Annotated in this window: 15 protein-coding genes; 1 reads left to right on the forward strand and 14 read right to left on the reverse strand. The window is 37.5% G+C overall.

Going from position 1 to position 20,937, the window contains the following annotated elements:
* Positions 1 to 37: 37 nt before the first annotated feature.
* The 8 genes from AQ505_RS14610 to AQ505_RS14645 all read right to left on the reverse strand — a co-directional run bounded on the left by AQ505_RS14610 (position 38) and on the right by AQ505_RS14645 (position 12,593).
* Positions 38 to 1,447 (reverse strand): TolC family protein, encoded by a 1,410-nt coding sequence (locus AQ505_RS14610; protein WP_062548859.1) that lies wholly within the window; start codon positions 1,445 to 1,447, stop codon positions 38 to 40.
* A gap of 65 nt (positions 1,448 to 1,512) precedes the next feature.
* A complete protein-coding gene (locus AQ505_RS14615; RefSeq protein ID WP_062548860.1) occupies positions 1,513 to 4,704 on the reverse strand; it encodes an efflux RND transporter permease subunit in 3,192 nt (1,063 codons plus the stop codon).
* A gap of 8 nt (positions 4,705 to 4,712) precedes the next feature.
* Entirely contained in the window at positions 4,713 to 5,849 is a 1,137-nt protein-coding gene (locus tag AQ505_RS14620; RefSeq protein WP_062548861.1) for an efflux RND transporter periplasmic adaptor subunit, read from the reverse strand.
* 514 nt (positions 5,850 to 6,363) lie between these two features.
* On the reverse strand, positions 6,364 to 6,963 hold the full coding sequence (locus tag AQ505_RS14625; RefSeq protein ID WP_062548862.1) for a TetR/AcrR family transcriptional regulator: 600 nt from the start codon (positions 6,961 to 6,963) through the stop codon (positions 6,364 to 6,366).
* A gap of 171 nt (positions 6,964 to 7,134) precedes the next feature.
* Positions 7,135 to 8,472: a hypothetical protein gene (locus AQ505_RS14630; RefSeq protein WP_157262377.1), complete on the reverse strand. Its 1,338-nt coding sequence runs from the start codon at positions 8,470 to 8,472 to the stop codon at positions 7,135 to 7,137.
* A 112-nt stretch (positions 8,473 to 8,584) separates the two neighbouring features.
* Positions 8,585 to 10,609 (reverse strand): hypothetical protein, encoded by a 2,025-nt coding sequence (locus AQ505_RS14635; RefSeq protein WP_062548864.1) that lies wholly within the window; start codon positions 10,607 to 10,609, stop codon positions 8,585 to 8,587.
* A gap of 44 nt (positions 10,610 to 10,653) precedes the next feature.
* Entirely contained in the window at positions 10,654 to 11,346 is a 693-nt protein-coding gene (locus tag AQ505_RS14640; RefSeq protein ID WP_231634884.1) for a hypothetical protein, read from the reverse strand.
* A gap of 104 nt (positions 11,347 to 11,450) precedes the next feature.
* A complete protein-coding gene (locus AQ505_RS14645; RefSeq protein WP_062551032.1) occupies positions 11,451 to 12,593 on the reverse strand; it encodes a glycoside hydrolase family 18 protein in 1,143 nt (380 codons plus the stop codon).
* 164 nt (positions 12,594 to 12,757) lie between these two features.
* Between AQ505_RS14645 and AQ505_RS14650 the strand changes: the two genes are divergently transcribed.
* The gene (locus tag AQ505_RS14650; RefSeq protein WP_062548865.1) at positions 12,758 to 13,804 is read left to right on the forward strand and encodes a LacI family DNA-binding transcriptional regulator; all 1,047 of its coding nucleotides are present in this window, start codon (positions 12,758 to 12,760) and stop codon (positions 13,802 to 13,804) included.
* Here AQ505_RS14650 and uxuA read toward each other — a convergent pair.
* From uxuA to AQ505_RS14680, 6 genes are all read right to left on the reverse strand, one after another.
* A complete protein-coding gene (gene uxuA, locus AQ505_RS14655; protein ID WP_062548866.1) occupies positions 13,788 to 14,963 on the reverse strand; it encodes a mannonate dehydratase in 1,176 nt (391 codons plus the stop codon). The genes AQ505_RS14650 and uxuA overlap by 17 nt on opposite strands.
* A gap of 2 nt (positions 14,964 to 14,965) precedes the next feature.
* Positions 14,966 to 15,787 carry an SDR family oxidoreductase gene (locus tag AQ505_RS14660; protein ID WP_062548867.1) on the reverse strand — a complete coding sequence of 274 codons (822 nt, stop codon included), beginning with the start codon at positions 15,785 to 15,787 and terminating at the stop codon, positions 14,966 to 14,968.
* Between the two features lie 147 nt (positions 15,788 to 15,934).
* Positions 15,935 to 17,194, reverse strand: a complete 1,260-nt coding sequence (locus AQ505_RS14665; RefSeq protein ID WP_062548868.1) for a sensor histidine kinase — start codon at positions 17,192 to 17,194, stop codon at positions 15,935 to 15,937.
* Positions 17,191 to 17,868, reverse strand: coding sequence for a response regulator transcription factor (locus AQ505_RS14670; protein WP_062548869.1), 678 nt, complete (start codon positions 17,866 to 17,868; stop codon positions 17,191 to 17,193). Before AQ505_RS14670 ends, AQ505_RS14665 begins: the two co-directional genes overlap by 4 nt.
* A gap of 39 nt (positions 17,869 to 17,907) precedes the next feature.
* A complete protein-coding gene (locus AQ505_RS14675; RefSeq protein ID WP_062548870.1) occupies positions 17,908 to 19,869 on the reverse strand; it encodes an LTA synthase family protein in 1,962 nt (653 codons plus the stop codon).
* 178 nt (positions 19,870 to 20,047) lie between these two features.
* Complete coding sequence (locus AQ505_RS14680) at positions 20,048 to 20,386, reverse strand: helix-turn-helix domain-containing protein (RefSeq protein WP_062548871.1); 339 nt, start codon at positions 20,384 to 20,386, stop codon at positions 20,048 to 20,050.
* Positions 20,387 to 20,937 lie beyond the last annotated feature (551 nt).

Here is a 20,937-nt window from a genome sequence, read left to right on the forward strand (position 1 = left end):
GAGGCTATAAAAATTACATACTCATCAATTTCATTGCTTAAAACCCACCACCGACTGCACGGTAAAGTGCCACTGTAGCATGTAGTTCGGCTGTTTTTATGCTGGCCAGCGCCAACTCACTTTGCAAAGCATTGCTTTGAGCAGTAATGACCTCCAAGTAAGTTGCCATTCCATTATTAAATAGCAAACCTGCATTTTTAACTGCATCTTTTAGCGTGTTTACCCTACGTTGGGCAATCGCATGCTGTTGTTTAAGCTTTTCGATATTCGAAAGTTCATCAGAAACTTCTCCTACTGCATTTAATACCGATTGTCGGAATTGTAATACGGCTTTTTCCCTTTCTATCTTTGCCACTTCAAACTGAGTCTTCAACTGCTTCCGTTGAAATAGTGGCTGAGTTACTCCGCCAGCAACTATTCCGAATAATGAAGCAGGCACATTGAACCAATTACTAGCTTTAAAAGCATTTAATCCGGCTGTTGCCGTAATGTTCAAGCTAGGGTACATACTTGCTTTGGCTATACCTACCTGTGCATTGGCCAGATCCAAAGCAAGCTCGGCAGATCGTACATCCGGCCTTTGTGCCAATAAAGCGGAGGGTATTCCGGCCGACAATTGCGCTGGAAAAACAACTTGATCCAAACTTCCCTGGCGAATAACTGCCGCAGGAAGCTGTCCAGCTAAAATACTCAATGCATTTTCCTGAATACTAATATCCTGCTGCAAAGCAGGAATCAATTGCGCGGCGACTAATTGCTGTGCTTCTGCTTGCTGAATGGCCAAAGAGCTTACTTGTCCGGCATCAAACTGCATTTTTATCATCGTTAGCGTACTGTCATTTAGGGCTAAATTCCTTTTGGCTACAGACATCTGCGTATCCAGCATCAATAACCTATAGTATCCTTGGGCCACATTCGCAATCAGACGCATTTGAACTGCCTTCCTTGCCTCGGCACTTTGTAAATAAGTAGCCAATGCTGCTTTTTTCTGACTTCCGATCTTTCCCCAGATATCTGCTTCCCAGCTAAGTCCCAGGTTTGCATTGTAATCTTCGATGTGCCTGGTGTTCAAAAACTGACCTGCACTAAGACCGTTTAAACTATTGTCTGAGGGTCTGCTACTATTCGCAGTGATGTTTAAATTTAATTGTGGTAAATTCCCCAATTTCGATTGTTTAAACAACAATTGAGCAGCATCCATATTTTTCATGGCAATTTGCAAATCGTAATTTCTCAACAAAGCGGTATCAAGAAGTTTACCTAAGATAACATCTGTAAAAAACTGTTTTACAGATAGTTCAGCAATGCTATTTTCAGCACCTACATGGGTATTCCTAAAAGATTCAGGAATGCTTGCAGTAGGTAAAACGATGTCTTTTGAAACTTTACAGCCTCCGAGAAATACCAGGAGCATCAGTGCTGTTAGTTTATATATTGGTGTTTTCATTTTGATTTATCTTTTACAGCTTAACGCTTCAATTGAAGCGTTAAGCTGTTGATGGTAAGAATAGCTTAAGAATAAATGATTGTTGCGTCTGGTTTAATACTTACACCATTCTTTATTTCTTCTGCCAATGGAGGTTTTCCACTTACTTTTTCCTGTAAGTACTGGAAGATGACAAATAATACCGGAATGATGAATAAGCCTAATACTACCCCAGATACCATTCCTCCGGCAGCGCCGATACTGATCGAATGATTACCCATTGCAGATGGACCCGTCGCACTCATCATCGGAATTAATCCTACGATAAAGGCCAATGAAGTCATAATGATCGGACGTAAACGTAACTTAGCTGCTTCTAATGCCGCAGAAACCAAGGTTTTTCCAGCTTTTCTACGTTGCACAGCGTATTCTACAATCAGAATCGCATTCTTCGCCAGCAAACCAATCAACATGACCAGTGCCACCTGAACGTAAATGTTGTTTTCAATTCCAGTAAGACCGATAGCTACAAATACACCGAATACGCCTGCTGGTATAGAAAGTACTACTGCTAAAGGCAGGATATAACTCTCATATTGAGCAGCTAATAAGAAGTAAACAAAGATGAGACATAGCATAAAGATGACAGTCGACTGTCCACCCGAAGAAATTTCTTCTTTTGTTAATCCTGAGAACTCAAATGAATAGCCTGAAGGAAGGTGTTTTTTTGCCACTTCTTCCACTGCTTTAATTGCATCACCAGAACTATAACCTGGTTTAGCAATGGCATTTACACCGATTGAATTAAACAAATTATATCGCGATGCTGTTTCAGCACCATATACCCTGGATAAGGTGGCCACGGTATTAATCGGCACCATCTCCCCTTGCTTATTTTTAACATATACTGCATCCATTGCTGAAGCATCCGCTCGATCTGCAATATCTGCCTGTACCATTACCCGGTAATATTTACCAAAACGATTGAAATCTGAGGCCTGCGTACTACCAAAATAAGCCTGCATCGTTTGCAGGATATCCTTTACATTAATGCCTAATTGTTCTGCTTTCTCCTCATCAATCTTCAATTCTAATTGAGGATAATCAGCTTTAAAGGTGGTAAAGGCTACTGCAATTTCCTTACGTTTCATCAACTCGCCGATAAAGTTATAGCCTATTCCGCTGAATTTATCCAGTTTACCACCGGTTTTATCCTGTAATACCAAGTCTAATCCGTCTACGTTACTGAAACCAGGAACCGTTGGAAAAGTAAAGACAAAGAAGCTGGCACCTTTCACACTGGCTAACTTGGTTCTGATATCATTCATAATATCATTGATGTTTTTCAATTTCCCACGTTCTTCTGTTGGTTTTAACAATACGAAGGCTACACCTGCAGAAGGACTGGTACTTTGCGTCATAATGTTGAAACCAGAAAGTACATTCAGCAAACGGTTAGATTCTAATGGCATTAAGATTTTCTCTGCAGATTTAAGTGCTTCTGTAGTACGTTCTAGAGAAGCACCTGCTGGCATTGATAAAGCTATGGCAATAAATCCCTGATCTTCCGAAGGAATAAATCCTGTTGGTGTTTTCTTTACCATCCATACTGTGGAAAGCGTGATCAACAAAAGTCCAACTAAACCAATCCACTTAAAGCGAATCAGGAACCTAAGACTACCAATATACTTACTAGTCAAGCTATTAAAACCTGTATTGAACCCCAAAAAGAAACGCTCTGAAAATGTTCTCCTAGTTCCTTCTATTTTGTTTGAATGATTATCTTTCAAAAATAAGGCACACAATGCTGGACTTAAAGTCAGGGCGTTTACTGCTGAAATGACAATGGCAATGGCAAGTGTAAAAGCAAACTGTCTATAAAAGACCCCTGTAGAACCTTCCATGAAACCTACCGGTAAAAATACGGCCGACATCACCAAAGTAATTGAAATGATAGCCCCTGTAATTTCTTGCATCGCTGAGGCAGTTGCTTCTTTTGGGGGCAAATGCTGTTGCTCCATCTTGGCATGAACTGCTTCCACTACTACAATAGCATCATCCACAACAATACCAATTGCCAGGACTAATGCAAATAGAGTCAGTAAATTGATCGAGAAACCAAATAACTGCATGAAGAAAAATGTTCCAATAATCGCGACCGGAACCGCAATAGCAGGAATCAACGTCGAACGGAAATCCTGAAGAAAGATAAATACCACAATAAACACCAATATGAAAGCTTCGATCAAAGTATGCTTTACCTGATCAATGGATTGGTCTAAAGATACTTTCGTACTATACAATACATCATATTTTACTCCTTTTGGAAAATCCTTCTCCGCTTTTTTCATGAAATCCTGAATCTTGATCTGAATTTCATTGGCATTGGACCCTGCCAATTGTAAAATACCAACATCAATTCCAGGTTTACCATTGATACGTGTTAAACTTCCATAAGTATAAGCGCCGAATTCAACCCTTGCTACGTCTTTCAGCCTCAAAATCGAACCATCCGCATTTGAACGGATCACCATGTTCTCATAATCTTTTGGCTGATTCAGCTTCCCTTTATACTTAATAACGTATTCAAATGCATTTTTGCTGCTTTCTCCAAATTTTCCTGGAGCAGCTTCTACGTTTTTATTCTGGATGGCAGCCATCACTTCATTAGGCATCAGATTGTAACTCGCCATTTGCGAAGGATTCAGCCAGATACGCATCGAATAATCTTTGTTTCCACCGAAAATACTGGCAGAACCTACACCAGGAATCCTTTTGATCTCTGGAATCAGGTTGATCTGCGCGTAATTAGCCAGGAAAGTCTGATCGTATTCGGTTTCATTATCCGTATACATATCGAGCACCATAATCAAACTATTCTGTTGTTTTGCAGTTGAAACACCTGCCTGAACTACTTCTGCAGGCAGCTGGCTAGTGGCTTGTGCTACCCTGTTCTGTACATTTACAGCCGCTTGATCAGGATCTGTTCCCAATTTAAAGTAAACTGTGATCACTAATGAGCCATCATTACTTGCGGTAGAACTCATGTAACTCATGCCTTCCACCCCGTTAATAGACTCTTCCAGTGATGGTGCTACAGCCCTCAACACGGTTTCCGCATTTGCCCCAGGGTATAGGGCAGTTACCTGAACTGCAGGTGGTGCGATATCAGGGAACTGTTGTAATGGTAATTTCGAAAGTCCAAGCAGCCCGAAAATCACTAATAGAATAGAGATTACTGTGGCTAGGACAGGTCTTTGTATGAATATCTTAAACATGACTGTTATTAGTTAGCGGCAATTTTTGGTGTTTTTTCAGTGGATGCTTCCGGAACAATGGCATCTCCATCTTTCAGAATTTCAAATCCTTTAGAAACAATGCGATCGCCCGATTTTAATCCATCTATAATGAGGTAATTTGTGCCACTGGTGCCGATTACTTTAATCGGCTGTTTGGCTACTTTATTATGCTGATCCACTGTGTATACAAATACTTTGTCCTGTACTTCTACTGTGGCAGATTGTGGAACCAGCATGGCATCATTATGCTCCAGGCTCAACCTTACTTTTCCTGTATTCCCAGATCTCAATAGTCCAGCGGAATTTGGAAAGCTTGCTCTAAGTGTAATAGACCCGGTGTTTTTATCAAACTGCCCGTCGATCATATCAATTTTGCCTTGTTGTGCATATACACTGTTATCCGATAAAATCAAAGATACCGGAGCTAAGTTTTTAAGGTTTCCAGCAGCAGCAGCCGATGGGTACTTCGCTTTAAAGTTTATAAAATCAGCCTCCCCTAGAGAAAAGTAAACCCGTATTTCATGCACATCAGACAGATTTGTCAAAGGCAAAGGGTCTGTTGGCGAAACTAAGCTGCCCTGTTTTTTTGGTAAACGTCCAATGTAACCACTCACAGGGGCTTTAATCAGCGTATATCCCATATTAATCTGAGCTGTTCCCACACTGGCTTTTGCTTGTGCCACATTAGCCAGCGCAATTTGATGAGCCGTCTTAGCTGTTTTCAACTGAAAATCAGAGACTACTTTATTTTGTACCAAAGGAATTAGCTTATCGACTTCCAGCTGTGCATTTAGTACTGCTGCTTCTGCGGCACGCTGATTTGCTTTGGCATTGTTTAACTGTTCTAAGAAAGGAAGTGCATTAATTTTAAATAAAGGTTGTCCGGCATGAACCAGTGCGCCTTCATTTACATAAATCTGTTCTAGTGCACCTCCAACTTGAGGACGAATTTCTAGATCTACCGCACCTTGTAATGATGCAGGATATTCAGAGTAAGTCGTTTCCGCAGATTGACTAATAGAAATCACTGGTAATGATGGTGCAGGAGCTGCAATTTCTGTGGCAGGTTCAGCAGCACATCCGAATAAAAATACTGCTGTTGAGAGTAAAAGTATAGATTTCATAGTGTGGTTAAAATGTTTATTAATTGGCAACGAATTACTGATTGCCGAGTTGTTAATGGATGGAGGGTTATATTTCATGATGGATTTAATTTAGATTCTGAATAACAGACGTAAGTAATTTAACAGTGTTAAGTAATTTTGGCTATTTGGTAAATGCTTCATATTTATTTGATTAAATGGTAATTAATGATTATAAGTTATTTAACAGTGTTAAGTGATGAAAAATAGGGTTCAATTCTCCCATTCAAGCCTATTTTTTTGGCCAAATAACAGGCATAAGTGATTTAACAGCGTTAAGTAACTTCAGATAAAAAAACGGATTAAATTAAACCCGAATGGCGCAACATCGATTTTGTTTTATATGTTTTTTATTTTGCTAATGTGGTATTTACTACTCTTTTATAGTAAACATTAATTTTTCCTAATCACAAATTATCATTTATATCTATATCGTGTTGAAAGAAAAACATTTCTGTGTTTTCGTAATTTAATGACTAAGTTCTAAACCGAGATTTTAATCGTTAACATATTTTATAATTCCTTTGAGCGCATCTCTTAGGATGTGTTGATTTGTGGTATTATCCGTCCCCTTACGAACGAAATTGATAGAAATTAAGCCATGTACTACAGACCAAAAAGTGAAATACTTCCTACAAACCAAATCATCATCTATAGGATCAGCAACCATGAGCTCCTTTATGGTATCACAGATAATATTTGTCGTCGCTTCTGCTTCAGGAAACGCTTTCATCACTTCACAGCAACTCATGTCTACACCATACATCAATTGGTACAGCTCTTTGTATTTAAAGGCAAAATCCCAATAAGCCATCCACATTCCTTCTAATTGGTCTTGTGGCAATTCATGCTGATTGTTTGCTGCTTTCAATTCCTGTAAAAGAATCACATATCCTTTTCTGGTTAATTCCAGTAAGATCCCCTCTTTATTAGCAAAATACTCATAAATAATGGGTGCGGTATATTCAATTTTATCAGCAATCTTTCTCATACTGAGCGACTGCCAACCATCTTCTTTCACGATTTCGAGTGCAGCATCCAATATATTGAGTCTTGTGTCCTCTTTTAATCGTTGTATGCGTTCTTTACTGCCCATGTTTTTAGAAAATATAATAGTGTAAATAATTTAACACTGTTAAACAAATGTAGATAGTTGTCTTGATAATCGCATCATTAATTTGTCAAATACTAAAAAACTAGTTTTAACATCAATTAAGAGTTGATTTTTTTCAGTCTGCAAACCGCTGTTCAAATTATATGAAATGACTTAGCGCAACATTTGGAAAAAAGCATTGATATCTTGTTCTTGAAATTTCAACGTTCCAGTTAATTTAGCACACCCACTGTCTAACTTGGCTGCCGCAATTTCCAGATGAGTAAAGGGCTTAAGCCAGTTATTTAGTAATGGGAATAATTGCTGTGTTTTGATGCGATTCAAATCCAATGATGCAGAAAAGAAATTTGAACTCGGTAAAGACAGGAATTTTATAGGGTCGTTTTCTTGCGTACTCAACTGCCATACGTTATTTTTATGGCTACTAAACACCTGATATAAAGGAAATAGCTCTTTATTTAATCTATTTTCATTATCCTCGCTCTCCCCGATTATTTTATGCGGATTAGTGATTACCTGTTTAGTACTGAGATAACGCAGCAAATCTCCAGTCTTGGCTGCAAGACTTAATTTTAAATAGGGTACTGTTACTTTTCGCAATTGAAGCTTAGCTATTTTTTCAAAATCATCATTATATTCATAAGCAATCACTGAATCGGTTTGTGTAATGCCTGAGCCCATTTCAAAAGCGGCGAAACCTAGGTATGATTTTAACAAACTATCTGATGATAGCCGGGTTCCATTTAAAGAAAGTATATTTAACATTTCCAGTGCCTTGAGTTTTACATCAGGTTTAAAAACAGTCAATTTAGGCAGTTTTGACGTTTTAACCCCCACATTTAACCAGATCTTTATTAAAGCATCATTGGCAAATTCAACAGATACTCTAGGATGATCGGGAATGTCTAAATATTCCGTTGGAAAGCTTCCTTCCATTTCAGCTTCTCCATCTTTAAAATTAACCTGGCCACTATATCCTATGGCTGTCCAACTCAAATGCCCTTTTGCTTTTTTCAAAGCAAGCATTAGCGGAGCTGTAGCGTTTATTCTGTTTTTATGATCAAGAAGGTCGTTTAGCTCTTCTATGACTACTTCTTTTTTGAAAGAATAAGCGATGGCCAGTACTTTTGCATCATAAGCAACGGTTAGCTTTTGATCTGGGGAAGTACCAATAGTCCTACCTGTCACATTTGAACCACTCATTATATCTTTTGAGGCGATAACAGTAAAATCTTTAACCTTCAAAACCTGTTTTAAATAAGCGTATAATCCAATCGTATCAGACAAAGCTACGCTTGAAAAAAGTGTCGTTGGCGACATTGTTTTCAGCGAATAAGCAAATATATTAGCCGGTAAAGAAAAGTCGGGCCTGCGCTTCCCTTTTTTATTATATTTCAAATAGTACCCTGGATTTCCAGCAAAATCAGCAGCCATAGTTTTCAATAAACCATCCACATTTAATTTATAAACCACACTGGCATTTTTGGCCACTTGCTGCTGATAAGATTGAGATTCCCGAAATTGCAAATACCCGTAAACAGAAAACAGCAGCAATAGAATTATTGCTGCTGCTATTTTTAATGTTAATTTCATTCGTATAGGACTATTTTTGAAGATCCTCAGTAATAGATAATAAGTATTCCAAAGCATTTTTATGACCAGTAGGAAGATCCATACTAATTTCAGCAGAAAACGTATTCGCCTTCATAGGAAAAGATCTAATATAAATATCACCCATTGCGTTTAGTGTTTTATTGGTTTTCTCCACTTTTGCCAATTTACCAAGTTCTTCTGCTGGTATTTTACCTGCTAGCTTTTTAGGACTGAAATATGCAGCATAATTATTGCCCATCAATGCTTTTTTATGTTTGGCATTTAGTTTTGCCTGGAAAGTATTGTTTACAATCTGCTGCATTTCCTTTCCGTTCGTGCTCAAAAATATCACCCCATCTTTAATAGTAAAATACAATGCCATAGGGCTTTTAGGGATAGAGATCTCATAATAGCTATTGTTATTTTTTACCACTTCTTTTTTTACGCCATAAGCGATCAGTTTGTCTATCAAACGTGTATCTTCTGTAGAAATCATCATCAGAAAATCTGGTAAAGTTTCTTTCTTTGTCTTCATCACTTCTGTAGTCTCAAAATTGTCTTCATTATAATCATACGATTTATAGGAAACTTCTTTTTGAGACAAACCATTAAAAATGAAGATTCCATCCCCTTTAATCACTTTCGCTATTGCTTCTTCATCCAATAACAAAGAAAACAAGTCGGTAGCCATTCCAATTTCATCTGCGTATACAGAACCGTAAATTTTAGAAATCAATTTAGGATATTCTTGCAGATATGCTTTAGTATCCATCGCATACGCCATGTAACCGATCATTTGATCTTCATTTACATATTTAAGAAATTTCTTGTTCAACTTTCTTTGATGTACTTTTCTCAAAACGCTGCCCATATCATCGCTAAATGTCATTGCAGAACTCATCTTAATCGACTGATCTTCCAGGAATAATTTAGCATTGGCTGTACCATATCCACCCATAAAGTTAACTCCTTTAAAATAATCTAAAGGTAGATAAGCATTACTCAGCTTTTCTACTCCAGAGATCCAGATGGTCGCTTCTGCATTGTGGTCTACGCTTTTAGTGAAATCCGCATTGCTTAAAATTGAACCCTGACCCTGACCCTGACCCTGACCTGCAAAAAAATCATCGCTCATTTTTGCTGTCCATTTAGCCAGTACTCCTTTTTTCAATTTAATATCATAAAAGAAAGAATTATCCCCTAGCTCATCATTTTCAGTATAAGCAGAATCAATAGCAATCATATCGATGGCCGTGTCCATTTCAACTGTTTCTTCTTGTGCTGCTATAACCTTCTTTGCTGCAGGCTTCTTCTTATATTTTTTTGCAACTGCTTTTTTACCTTTAAGCTTTGACTTTTTTGGTCGATTCTTAGTAGGAATTAAATGTTTTTTCTTAACGGGTTCTGGAATTACGATCTCTTCCTGTTCCGCTACCACTTCGGTTGCGGATGCAGCCTCCATGACTACTGTAGAGTCAGTAGCAGCAACTGGGGATAAACTAATCTGATCAATTTTTGATAAACCAAATCGCTCTCTAACTTCAGGACGGTTAAAATAAGCTGTTTTTTCAGTTGGAATTACAGACAATAACATCTCGCCATTCCAATGAACCATCTCTGTAGAATCTATATTAAAGTAAGACCTTACCTGGTCTTTAAGTGTAAACTTCTTACCTCGTTTTGAAAAGAAAAGGTCAATTTTGGATGCATCTTTAACAGGGAATAAGAAACAATTATAACTTACACTATCGTTGCTTTGGTTGTAATAATAGAAATCAGATGATAGATTAAAACCGAAATCTTCTATTCCCTGAAAATCAGCTTGCTGCTCTTTAATTAATTCTCCCAGCAGCTTTTTTCCAAAAAAACTTTGATTAAATTCAGTTACAGACATCAACTGTGTTAAATTGCTACCCTTAATAGTCGCAACAGCTAATGCATCTGCCGGAATTTTACGAGAAAGGTTCTGGGCATTTACTGCAAGTGTGCTCAATAAAAAAGATCCGGCAATTGCGGATTTAAAATAATAATTCATGTTTTTGTATAGGTGTTTTAAATAGATAGTAGATTTAAAAGTATTTACTTTGTGAGTGTAATTTGATTAGAAATATTAGTTTTTCCATTAATCAAACCCATTATCCCTGCGTTTAGCATCACTGCTTTCTTCGTTTTTGAGATTTTAGCTAAGGGATTCATTGTTAGAGCAACTGGTTTATCAAAACGGTAAATACTGGTATAAGTGGCTTCTTTGAAGACGTTTTTAACCTCTGGTTTCAATTTATTATATTCTACCAATGCTTCCTTTGTAGGCAGGTACCTGCGTTGAAAAACCCCGGTCTCCGGACTAAAGCTATAAGAAGAATTGTTAATAGCTTTGATTTTTAGCTTCTTCAGCACGTTTTGGTTAACATTATTGATATTCGAGATGTTTTTGAAAGCAAAGGTTACCGTAGCAATATAATTCTCAAAATCGATAGTTTTCTTGACATTAGTAATCCCCGGAGAGTTTTTCAGATAAGCTACAGCTTCCTCCATCTCTTTCTGAATCTGCTGCTTACTGGGAACTTTATAGCCATTTACACTGTCTAACAGCATTAAAGAGGCCACCTTAGTTTTACTCGCGCTTAAATTAAGGGTTAAATTAACAGTGCCTGAACCATCACTGGCTACATTAATCTCTTCTATGATCTGAAAACAGGAGGAAAAAACACATAAAACTAGTATTAATAAAAAGCACCTTGCATTTCTCCTTAACATATTCCCTGTAACCATAATTAATTATATAATTTCCCAAAGATATAATTTACTATTAATAATTTGATAAATTACAGGCCCGGTTGATTATCAAATGAAATAAAGAGCCTTTTGATGTCGCTTTATTTTAAAGACTTTATCACTTCATTTAACAGGTATTCCTTTGGATCTGAGGCATATTCCCAAAACATAACACCTCCCATATTCTGGTCTATTACATATCTGCATTTTTCCCTGACCGACCACTCATCATCATAGGTAATTAAAGTTTGAGTAGCTGCATTGTACAGGTAGGACGCCTTTGCAGCCTCATCTTTAAATTCCCTAAATCCCTTTCTGTTTACTAAACTATCTTTTATCTGTGTATAGCCACTTCCAAATTCACCTTTAATGTAATTTGCTCCTAACCCTGTTGACGTTCCCGGTCCTACTTTGCTATTTCTACCATAAAATGCGATACCCATCACTAATTTCGAAATAGGTACACCTGCTTTTACATAAGCTCTAATTGCATTATCTGCAGAGTTTGCCGATGGATAAAGCTTAGAAGAATACAAATTAGTATGGTGCCCTGCTATTTTGCCAGAATAATAATCATAAGTCATCAAGTTTATATAATCGAGATATTCTGCTGCCTTATTCATTTCTGTATGCAGCAAGAAGTCTGAAAAACCACCAACAGCAGTAGTCAGTAATTTCTTTTGAGCAGTTTTCTTTTCTAAAACATCCAATTCTTTTCGGAGTGCTTCAAACATTAAAGTGAAGTTGCGTCCATCTTCTGGACGATAGATATTGCCAACCTCTCCTGGTTGTCCTGGATATTCCCAATCAATATCAACCCCATCCAGCTTATATTTTCTTATAATATTTACTGCACTTGTCGCGAAAGCAGCCCTCGAAGTATCTGTTAGCATGGCATCAGAAAAATTTTTACTCCATGCCCAACCTCCAATTGAAATCAGAACCTGAAGTGCAGGGTTCTTCTTTTTTAACAGCAAGAGTTTCCTGAAATTTACTGTATCTGTTCGTTCATTGGTCAGGAAAGCGCGATTTCTCTGAACATCCACAAAAGCATAATTAATATGGGTTAGTTTTTCTGGGGAGATTCGATCTGTATTCACTAGTCCTCTGAAACCACCTACATAACCAATGACCACCTTTTTCTGAGGCTGGAGATTACTTTTCAAAACTTCAGTTTTCAAATCATCATTTTTCATGGATCCCAAAAACAGAACAACTGTAATTAAACCGAGCGTTATTTTCATTGGATAGGAATTAGATATTTCTTTCTTAAAGATATCAAAGATCAGCTGAAAACAAAAAAACATCACAAATCCTTTGATCGAGCATCATTTTGAGGTCGATTAATAAAAAAAGATTCCCTTATCTCCTCTAATAATTGCATTTTAGTCCCCAAATATAAACTGGTATGAACAACAGTATCACATTGAAGGATATTGCAAAAGCTCTCAACCTATCTACTTCTACAATTTCCAAAGCACTAAATGATAGCTATGAAATTGGCGAAGAGACAAAAAAGAAGGTGATTGCTTATGCGACAGCACATCATTATGTGCCAAATCGTATGGCTAAAGGCTTAAAACAAGGCAGAAGCCGTTCAATTGGTGTGGTAGTGTGTTCATTGGACAATAATTTTGTGGCGCAGATGTTAGATGGTATTGATAAAATCAGTACTGAAAAATCCTACCAGATCATCATTATGCAAAGTAAGGAATCGCAAAAACAAGAGATTGCCTGTATCGACCTGCTGTATTCAGGAGGCATAGACGGCTTGCTCATCTCCCCTGCTTGTGAAACTACCGACTTCAGTTATCTTAAAAATTTACAGGAATCTGGTCTGCCAATGGTTTTATTTGACCGGCTTACAGATCAAATTAATACTCATAAAGTAGGTGCAGATAACTTTAAAGGTGCTTATGATGCCACTATGCACCTGATCAACAATGGCTTTAGGCGAATTGCTCACCTGAACACTAACACCAAACTAAGCATCTCTACAGACCGATTAAACGGCTATAAACAAGCGCTTTCAGATCAAAACATCACCTTCAACCCTACCTATCTCCGCTCTTGTGATTATACGGACACCTACAAATTAAATGATGATCTAGAAGAAGCAATTCGGTATTATATGACTTTACCAGAACCTCCAGATGCGATTTTTACCGCTACAGATCAGATTACAACGCGCTGTCTTTCTTTATTAAATAAGCTTGGTTACAAAATCCCACAGGATCTGGCCTTGATTGGTTTCACAAATACAGAACTGGCTGATGCGATGAACCCTCCTTTGAGTACCATACATCAACCAGCTTTTGAGATCGGAAAGCTTGCTGCTGAAAAGTTAATTTCATTAATTGAAAAAAAACACCGGGAAGTAGATTTTGAAACCATAAGAATGGATACACAAATCATGTTTAGAGCTTCTACTCAAAGCACTAGTAATTCCCACTAATTCCTAATTCCAATCCGCGTAGTTCTGCCAGGCCACGTAAACGGCCAATTGCGGAATAACCCGGATTTGTATGTTTGGCAAGGTCGTCCAGCATCTGGTGACCATGATCCGGGCGAAAAGGTATTGGAAATGCTCTGGAAATATTTTCTGCTACAATTGCTTTCATTACCTCATACATATTTACATCACCTCCCAGGTGGTCTGCTTCATAAAAATTACCTTCTTCATCCTTTGTTACATTTCTAAGGTGTAAAAAATGAACCCTTGATTTTACTGCTTCAAAGATCTCAGGCAGGTTATTATTTAAACCTGCACCCAATGAACCTGTACAAAAACAAATGCCATTAAAATCCAGATTTACACTATTAATAATATATAATAAATCTTCTTTCGTACTCGCTATGCGGGGAAGACCCAAAATCGGATACGGTGGATCATCAGGATGGATCGTCATTTTGATTCCTTCCGACTCACATACTTCAGCAATTCCATTCAGGAACCAAGTCAGATTTTCTTTTAAACCAGCAGTTCCAATTTCTTTATACTCATCGATACTATTGCGTAAAGCTTCCAGCTCAATTTCCTTCTCATTAGGAATGCCCATCAAAACATTGATTCTCAATAAATCGAGTTCGGCAGCACTCATCTCCGAATGTCTCAACCTGGCTCTTTCCCTGATCGCTTCAGAATAATCCTCAGAAGCTGCCTCCCTTTTCAAAATAAAAAGATCAAAAATGGCCAAATCTGTCCAGTTGAAATATAACGCTTTAGAACCATCATTCATCGTCAAGTCCAATTGTGTACGCGTCCAATCCAATACCGGCATAAAATTATAACATACCGTTTTAATCCCACAAGAAGCTAGATTTTTCAAACTTTGATTGTAATTATCCAGGTATACATCTGCATCTTTACGCCTGGTTTTTATCGACTCATGAACAGGTACACTCTCTACAACTGCCCAGTGTAATCCAGAGGCCTCAATGATTGATTTTCGTTCTAAAATATCCGCAACCGGCCATACTTCCCCATGGGGAATATGGTGTAAAGCCGTAACAATTCCTGTTGCACCTGCTTGTTTCACATCCGATAAACTCACCGGATCTGATGGCCCATACCAGCGCCATGTCTGTAATAATTTATGATTCTTTTTATCCATTTTTATACACCACTATAGGCATTAAATCCACCATCTACCAATATTGTTTCTCCATTTACAAAAGCCGAAGCGTCGCTCAATAAATAAATTAATGTTCCATTCAATTCTTCGGGTTTCCCTAATCTACCAAAAGGGGTATGATTTACAAAACGTTGTGCACGATCTGTATAAGACCCATCTGGATGGGTAAGCAATGAACGATTTTGCTCCGTCAAAAACACACCAGGCGCAAGTGCATTAACTCTAACCCGATCGCCATAACGTTGTGCCAGCTCTATTGCCATCCATTTCGTATAGCCTTCAATCGCATTTTTTCCTAAGGTATAACCCAAAACTCTGGTTAAAGGGCGTTGTGCAGCCAGCGAAGAGATATTCACAATTGATCCTTTCCCCTTTTCTGCGATTACCCGACCAAATACATGTGTAGGTAATACTGTACCAAAAAGGTTAAGTTCTACAGCTTTCTGAGTATCTGCAATATTAGTGTCAAATATGTTCTGATCTGGACCAATAGTTGCCCCCGGAATGTTACCTCCAGCAGCATTAACTAAACCATCAATAGTTCCCCATGCGTTTAAAATTTGTGTTCTTGCTAAAATCAATGCTTTTTCATCCAGCACATCTGTGATGACGGCTATGGCCTCACCACCATTTATCGTGATTGCTTTGACGCGTTCATTAGCTTTCTCCTCGTTCCTGCCTAAAATGGCAACCTTCGCACCTGCAGCAGCAACAGCCAGTGCAAATGACTCGCCTAACACACCGGTGGCTCCGGTAATTACAATCACCTTGTTTTCCAATGAAAACAGATCTTTGCCGTTCATATTTTCTGATTATATAGGTTAAATACTTCAACCAATGTTAAGGAAATTTAACATTGAATACCGGCGAACACCCTTAAATATTTACGATAACGATTGCGTTTTTATACAATCTGACCGAAATATGAGAACAATCTTAATGAGTTGGAGTTAAATCCTAAAAACAACGGAAAAAACATGCAAATGATCAGCATAAGCATAGGTCATTGTAAATCCATAGTGCTGACATATTTGTCGGGAGATTGCTAGGCCCAAGCCCATTCCTTCGGAACTAGCTGTTTTATTGAATCGTTCAAAAGTTCTGGTTCCATCTAAAGATAGATCTATTCCAGTGTTTTTAAAAATTAACTGATCCCCTGTCAGCACAATTTCAATTCTTCCCGGCCTGATATTATGACGCAAAGCATTGCTAACCATATTATTAAGCAAAATATCAGCAAGATACTTACTCATCAGTACCTCTTTATCCTGTAAGTCTATGTCAACTTCAATCTCTGCAGATTGCAGCAGTTCCTGAAACTGTCTTAGTTTCTGCTCGATCAAAGCTTTAAGCGAAATTGGCTCTTCATTTTTGATCATATTGTTTTCAATCTTAGCCAGCAGCAGCAAAGAGTGATTTAAGCGAGATAGCCGGCCTACAGCTAAGTAAATATCCTCGATCAATTCTCCTTGTTGATCACTAAAACCTGCGGTTTGCAGTAAGGTATCCAGTTTCGAATTGATCACTGCCAGTGGTGTCATCATTTCATGAGCTGCATTGTCTGTAAAAGATTTTAGCTCTTTATAGTCTTCTTTTACGCGCTGAGACATTAACAAAACAGCTTGATTCAATTCTACAAATTCGTCAATCTTACTTTGTTCTACTTTAACCTCATTTTTGCCAGTCAGGTTAAAAGCCTTCATCTGATCTAGAATATGGTAAAAGGGTCGCCATAAACTATTCAGTAGAAACCTGTTTACCAGAAAGAGCGTGACCAACAGCAAAACAATGATTAATAAACTGATCAGAAAAATAATACGCACCAAATCTTCCGCTTCTAGTCTGGATTTCACCACGGTAACCTCCACCAACTGATCATTTACTTTCATAACTGTTTTCAGACTTCTACCTGGTTCTTTCTCATGCTCCTTTTCGTTCACATATATACTATTCGTATAACTTCGACCTGCAGTATCTGATGGGTTAACTACTCGATAGCTGACCTTTTGGTCATGAAAATCCCCTGGTAATGGAAGTTTATGGTATTTTTGAACATAAGCGCGTATTTCCTCTTCTTCAATCCGAAGATCGCGGTCCAGTTTCTCAGTCAATATAAAATGAATCACCAGATAATAAATGACTCCGGTAAGTAGTAATACCAGTAGAGAAACCAATATATTTACCCGATTATATCGACTGGAAAGTTTCATATATTCTCAAATTTATATCCTACCCCATACATTGATTTGATATAATCTCTACTGCCGGCTTCGATCAGTTTTTTACGAAGATTTTTAATATGGGTATAGATAAAATCGAAATCATCTGACAAGTCAATCTCATCTCCCCATAGATGTTCCGCAATTGCGTTCTTGGTAATCACCTTCCGCTGATTAGAGGTAAAATAGATGAGCAGGTCAAATTCTTTCTTGGTCAGATTTAACACACGATCTTTGACCATCGCTTTCATAGCTAGCGTATCAATGCTAATTTCATTAAATACAACAGTATTATTACCATCAAAACTTTTTCTGCGCACAATGGCAGTTACCCGCGCCTGCAACTCTGAAAGATGAAAAGGTTTCACCAGATAATCATCTGCTCCAAGATTTAGACCATCTACCTTATCATCCAATGAGTGCCTTGCAGAAATGATCAATACTCCATCTTTCTTGTTCAATTTCTTTAGTGCACGCAGAATCTCCATGCCCTCGCCTCCAGGCAAGGTAAGGTCTAATAAGATACAATCATATTGGTAAAGGCTAATTTTATCCATCGCAGATTGGAAGTCGACCGCCAATTCACAGATATTTCCCTCTGCGCTAAAATAGGTAAGTATACTTTCGCGGAGCGATTGCTCATCTTCAATTAATAGTAATTTCATTAAATAAGGTCTGCTAGATGGCTTTTAAGTTAATAATTATTATTGATGAAGCCCACCATTCTTGAAAAGATCATAGGCAGTCTGGTAATTCGCAATGGCCTCTTTTACTATTTCCCCAGAGAATTTTCGAGGAAGCTGTTCATTTTTCTTCTGGTTGTATAAATAAGTTTCCACTTTTTGCTGAGGACTCAGTACCACTAAGCTATCATTTTTAAGGTAGGCAAGCTTCTGATAAGTGCCTAGAAAAGTCCTTGGAACATAAGACTTAGCCAATACATCTTTACCAAAAAGATTACTTTCATAAGTCCAGTCCATCAAATTAAATAAAGTTGGATAAAGATCTATTTGAGAACACAAGGGAGTAATTTCACGTCTTTTAGCAGCAGGTAAATTTAATACTATACAAGGAATATGAAATTTGCTGATGTCGATTTCATTTTTACCCGCACTACTGGCGCAATGGTCTGCCACAATTATCACAACCGTATTTTTGAACCAGGGTTTGATGCTGGCTTCACGCAAAAATTTACCAATGGCATAGTCTGTATACCTTAAAGCACCATTTCGGCCTGTTCCCGACGGAATGTTAATTTCTCCTGCCGGATAAGTAAATGGACGATGGTTTGAGGTGGTCATCACAAAACTATAAAACGGTTTTCCTTCCTCAAATTGATGATCAGATCCTTTAATTACCGCACGATAAAGATCTTCATCACTGATTCCCCAGGCATTTTCAAAATGTACCTGATCATCAGTAATGATAGTTCGCCTGGTCAGATAGTGATCACCGGCCATCACTTTTCTGCCTCGGTCAGTAATATCATAACCATTACTACCAAAATATTGGTTCATATTATCGAAGTATCCATCTCCTCCGTAATAAAAACTGCGATGGTAACCTGCTTTTTCAAAGATGTTTCCTATAGTGGTTAGACTGTCATTGTCAGGACGTCTAACAATACTGCTGCCAGGTGTTGGTGGGATAGCCAGCGAAAGTGCTTCCATTCCTCTTACTGTCCTTGTTCCTGTAGCATACATATTAGTAAACAACAAATTTGTGGAGGCTAAAGAATCCAGTATAGGTGTTAGACCTTCTTTATTTCCAAAATGGGACATAAAGTCTGCACTTAAACTCTCCACAGTAATCATGATCACATTAGGTTTGTAAGCGGTATTCCCAGTTCCTTTGATCTCCCTTTTTATACCATTACCAGACATTAAATACCGACTATTATCTTCCTGAAGAACAGACCTAATCACCCGAAAAGCCTCCTGCTTATCTAGCATTTTATAAAAATGATTGTAATTAAGTTCATTGTTTTTAAAGGCTGAAAAGATGGAATAAATTCCAGCCTTAGCTAATTCATTATGGTAGCGATTGGGACCTGTTTCCGCCCATGAATTGGGGATAAAAAAACCATAAATCGCAGAGATCAATATGATTATAGCAGAGATCGCCCCACGTTTCCTAAATGAAGTATCTGATTGAAAATGAAGCTTAAATGAACCGATTTTTACGAGACCAAACAACACCAGCAAGCTAATCAGCATCACTCCACCGATTAGAAAGGGTAAAGGATAAGATTCATTGATATTATGTATGACTTCGTACGTATAAACCAGATAATCAACAGCAATAAAATTAAAGCGGCTTTCAAATTCCTGCCAAAAAGTAAGCTCAGCAAAAAAAGAAAACATAGCAATCAATATCATTAAAAATAAAACCGAATAGCTGAGGAAAATATTGAACCAGGATTTTAGAAATCGTTGAGGAAGAAAACACAAGTAGATGGCGTAAAACAAAACCAGGAACATGGCCACACCAAAGTCGTAAATGAGACCTTGACCAAAAATACGCAGGATAGAAAGAAAGGAAAAATCAGTTTTTTCCAATGTAGCAGCCATCAATCCAAGACGAATCAGGAACGACCCGGCAATGAAGGTTGCTACATAAGAAAAAAGCACACTGTACCTCGATTTAAACAGAAAAGAAAAGCTCATAACACCATATAAATATGGTCAAATGTAGACCCCTATTCTGTAGTAAAACTGTAGATAAATTTCTGAAGTATCAGTATTCCTAAAATATTCAAAAAACACTAATCGTTAATATAAATTACTAGCAATCAGACACCTATCAATTAAATAGAAACACTGATAATTCCAGATTCGCTAAAGATTAAGCGTTTTTATTACGCTGATCTTCTTTATCATATAAATCAATCAGTTTACTTTGTAAACGAATCACAGAACTCTCCAATTGACTGATTTTTTCCTTCAATTGTTCGATGATCTGGATGTGTTCACTTACGCCTTCTTCCCCTACATCTAGAAACTCTCTCAAGCTCAATCCATGAACTTCAGCGATCTGATTGATGCGGCTGAAGTTAGGATCAGTAATGCTGGTTTCTAGCTTTGAGTATGCTGGAATTGAGATATCCAACAGATCGGCCATCGCTTTTTGGTTGACCCCTTTTTTTTGACGTAAAATTCTAAATTTCTCCCCTAATGTTTTCATAATGAATATTATTATTTTTTAATAACCCCTAATTGAAATAAATTTAAGAAATATTAAATATAATATTATCATATTATTACAAAATTTTGAAATTAATAATTGAAACAGCTTTTTAAAACTAAACATTTTAGCAAAAAAAACTTACTAAAAGGAGTAAAATCCCCGGTGTTTTTTTACGCTACAAAAGATAAAAAAACATCGGAAATCCCTGACTAGTTACCAGGTAAATCACTGCACAGTAGCCAGATAAGCCAATTACTTCTTAGTCTGCCTGAAGATAAAAGCGCCCAACATTAAGGCTACTGCTAAGCCTGAGAATCCTGGAAAAAGAATAAACAAATATAATATCCCAGCAACGACGGCTAAAGCAACAATAAATAGGAATCCTTGTAAAAAAGACTCCATTTTAAAAGCCGCGATTAAAGCGAACAATAAAAAGGTTAAAGCAAGAATGGTTAAAAACATATACAAAGATGCGTTTCCAATGTTAAGTTAACGTTAAGAAAAACGTTTTCCTTTATTTTTTTATCAGAAAAAAGGAGCAAACGTAA

Origin of the sequence: Pedobacter sp. PACM 27299, from assembly GCF_001412655.1 — a bacterium.
GTDB lineage: Bacteria > Bacteroidota > Bacteroidia > Sphingobacteriales > Sphingobacteriaceae > Pedobacter.

Coding starts and splice junctions, on each gene's coding strand:
- AQ505_RS14610 (WP_062548859.1), bottom strand. CDS start 1,447: ATGAAAACACCAATATATAAACTAACAGCACTGATGCTCCTGGTATTT.
- AQ505_RS14615 (WP_062548860.1), bottom strand. CDS start 4,704: ATGTTTAAGATATTCATACAAAGACCTGTCCTAGCCACAGTAATCTCT.
- AQ505_RS14620 (WP_062548861.1), bottom strand. CDS start 5,849: ATGAAATCTATACTTTTACTCTCAACAGCAGTATTTTTATTCGGATGT.
- AQ505_RS14625 (WP_062548862.1), bottom strand. CDS start 6,963: ATGGGCAGTAAAGAACGCATACAACGATTAAAAGAGGACACAAGACTC.
- AQ505_RS14635 (WP_062548864.1), bottom strand. CDS start 10,609: ATGAATTATTATTTTAAATCCGCAATTGCCGGATCTTTTTTATTGAGC.
- AQ505_RS14640 (WP_231634884.1), bottom strand. CDS start 11,346: ATGGTTACAGGGAATATGTTAAGGAGAAATGCAAGGTGCTTTTTATTA.
- AQ505_RS14645 (WP_062551032.1), bottom strand. CDS start 12,593: ATGAAAATAACGCTCGGTTTAATTACAGTTGTTCTGTTTTTGGGATCC.
- AQ505_RS14650 (WP_062548865.1), top strand. CDS start 12,758: ATGAACAACAGTATCACATTGAAGGATATTGCAAAAGCTCTCAACCTA.
- uxuA (WP_062548866.1), bottom strand. CDS start 14,963: ATGGATAAAAAGAATCATAAATTATTACAGACATGGCGCTGGTATGGG.
- AQ505_RS14660 (WP_062548867.1), bottom strand. CDS start 15,787: ATGAACGGCAAAGATCTGTTTTCATTGGAAAACAAGGTGATTGTAATT.
- AQ505_RS14665 (WP_062548868.1), bottom strand. CDS start 17,194: ATGAAACTTTCCAGTCGATATAATCGGGTAAATATATTGGTTTCTCTA.
- AQ505_RS14670 (WP_062548869.1), bottom strand. CDS start 17,868: ATGAAATTACTATTAATTGAAGATGAGCAATCGCTCCGCGAAAGTATA.
- AQ505_RS14675 (WP_062548870.1), bottom strand. CDS start 19,869: ATGAGCTTTTCTTTTCTGTTTAAATCGAGGTACAGTGTGCTTTTTTCT.
- AQ505_RS14680 (WP_062548871.1), bottom strand. CDS start 20,386: ATGAAAACATTAGGGGAGAAATTTAGAATTTTACGTCAAAAAAAAGGG.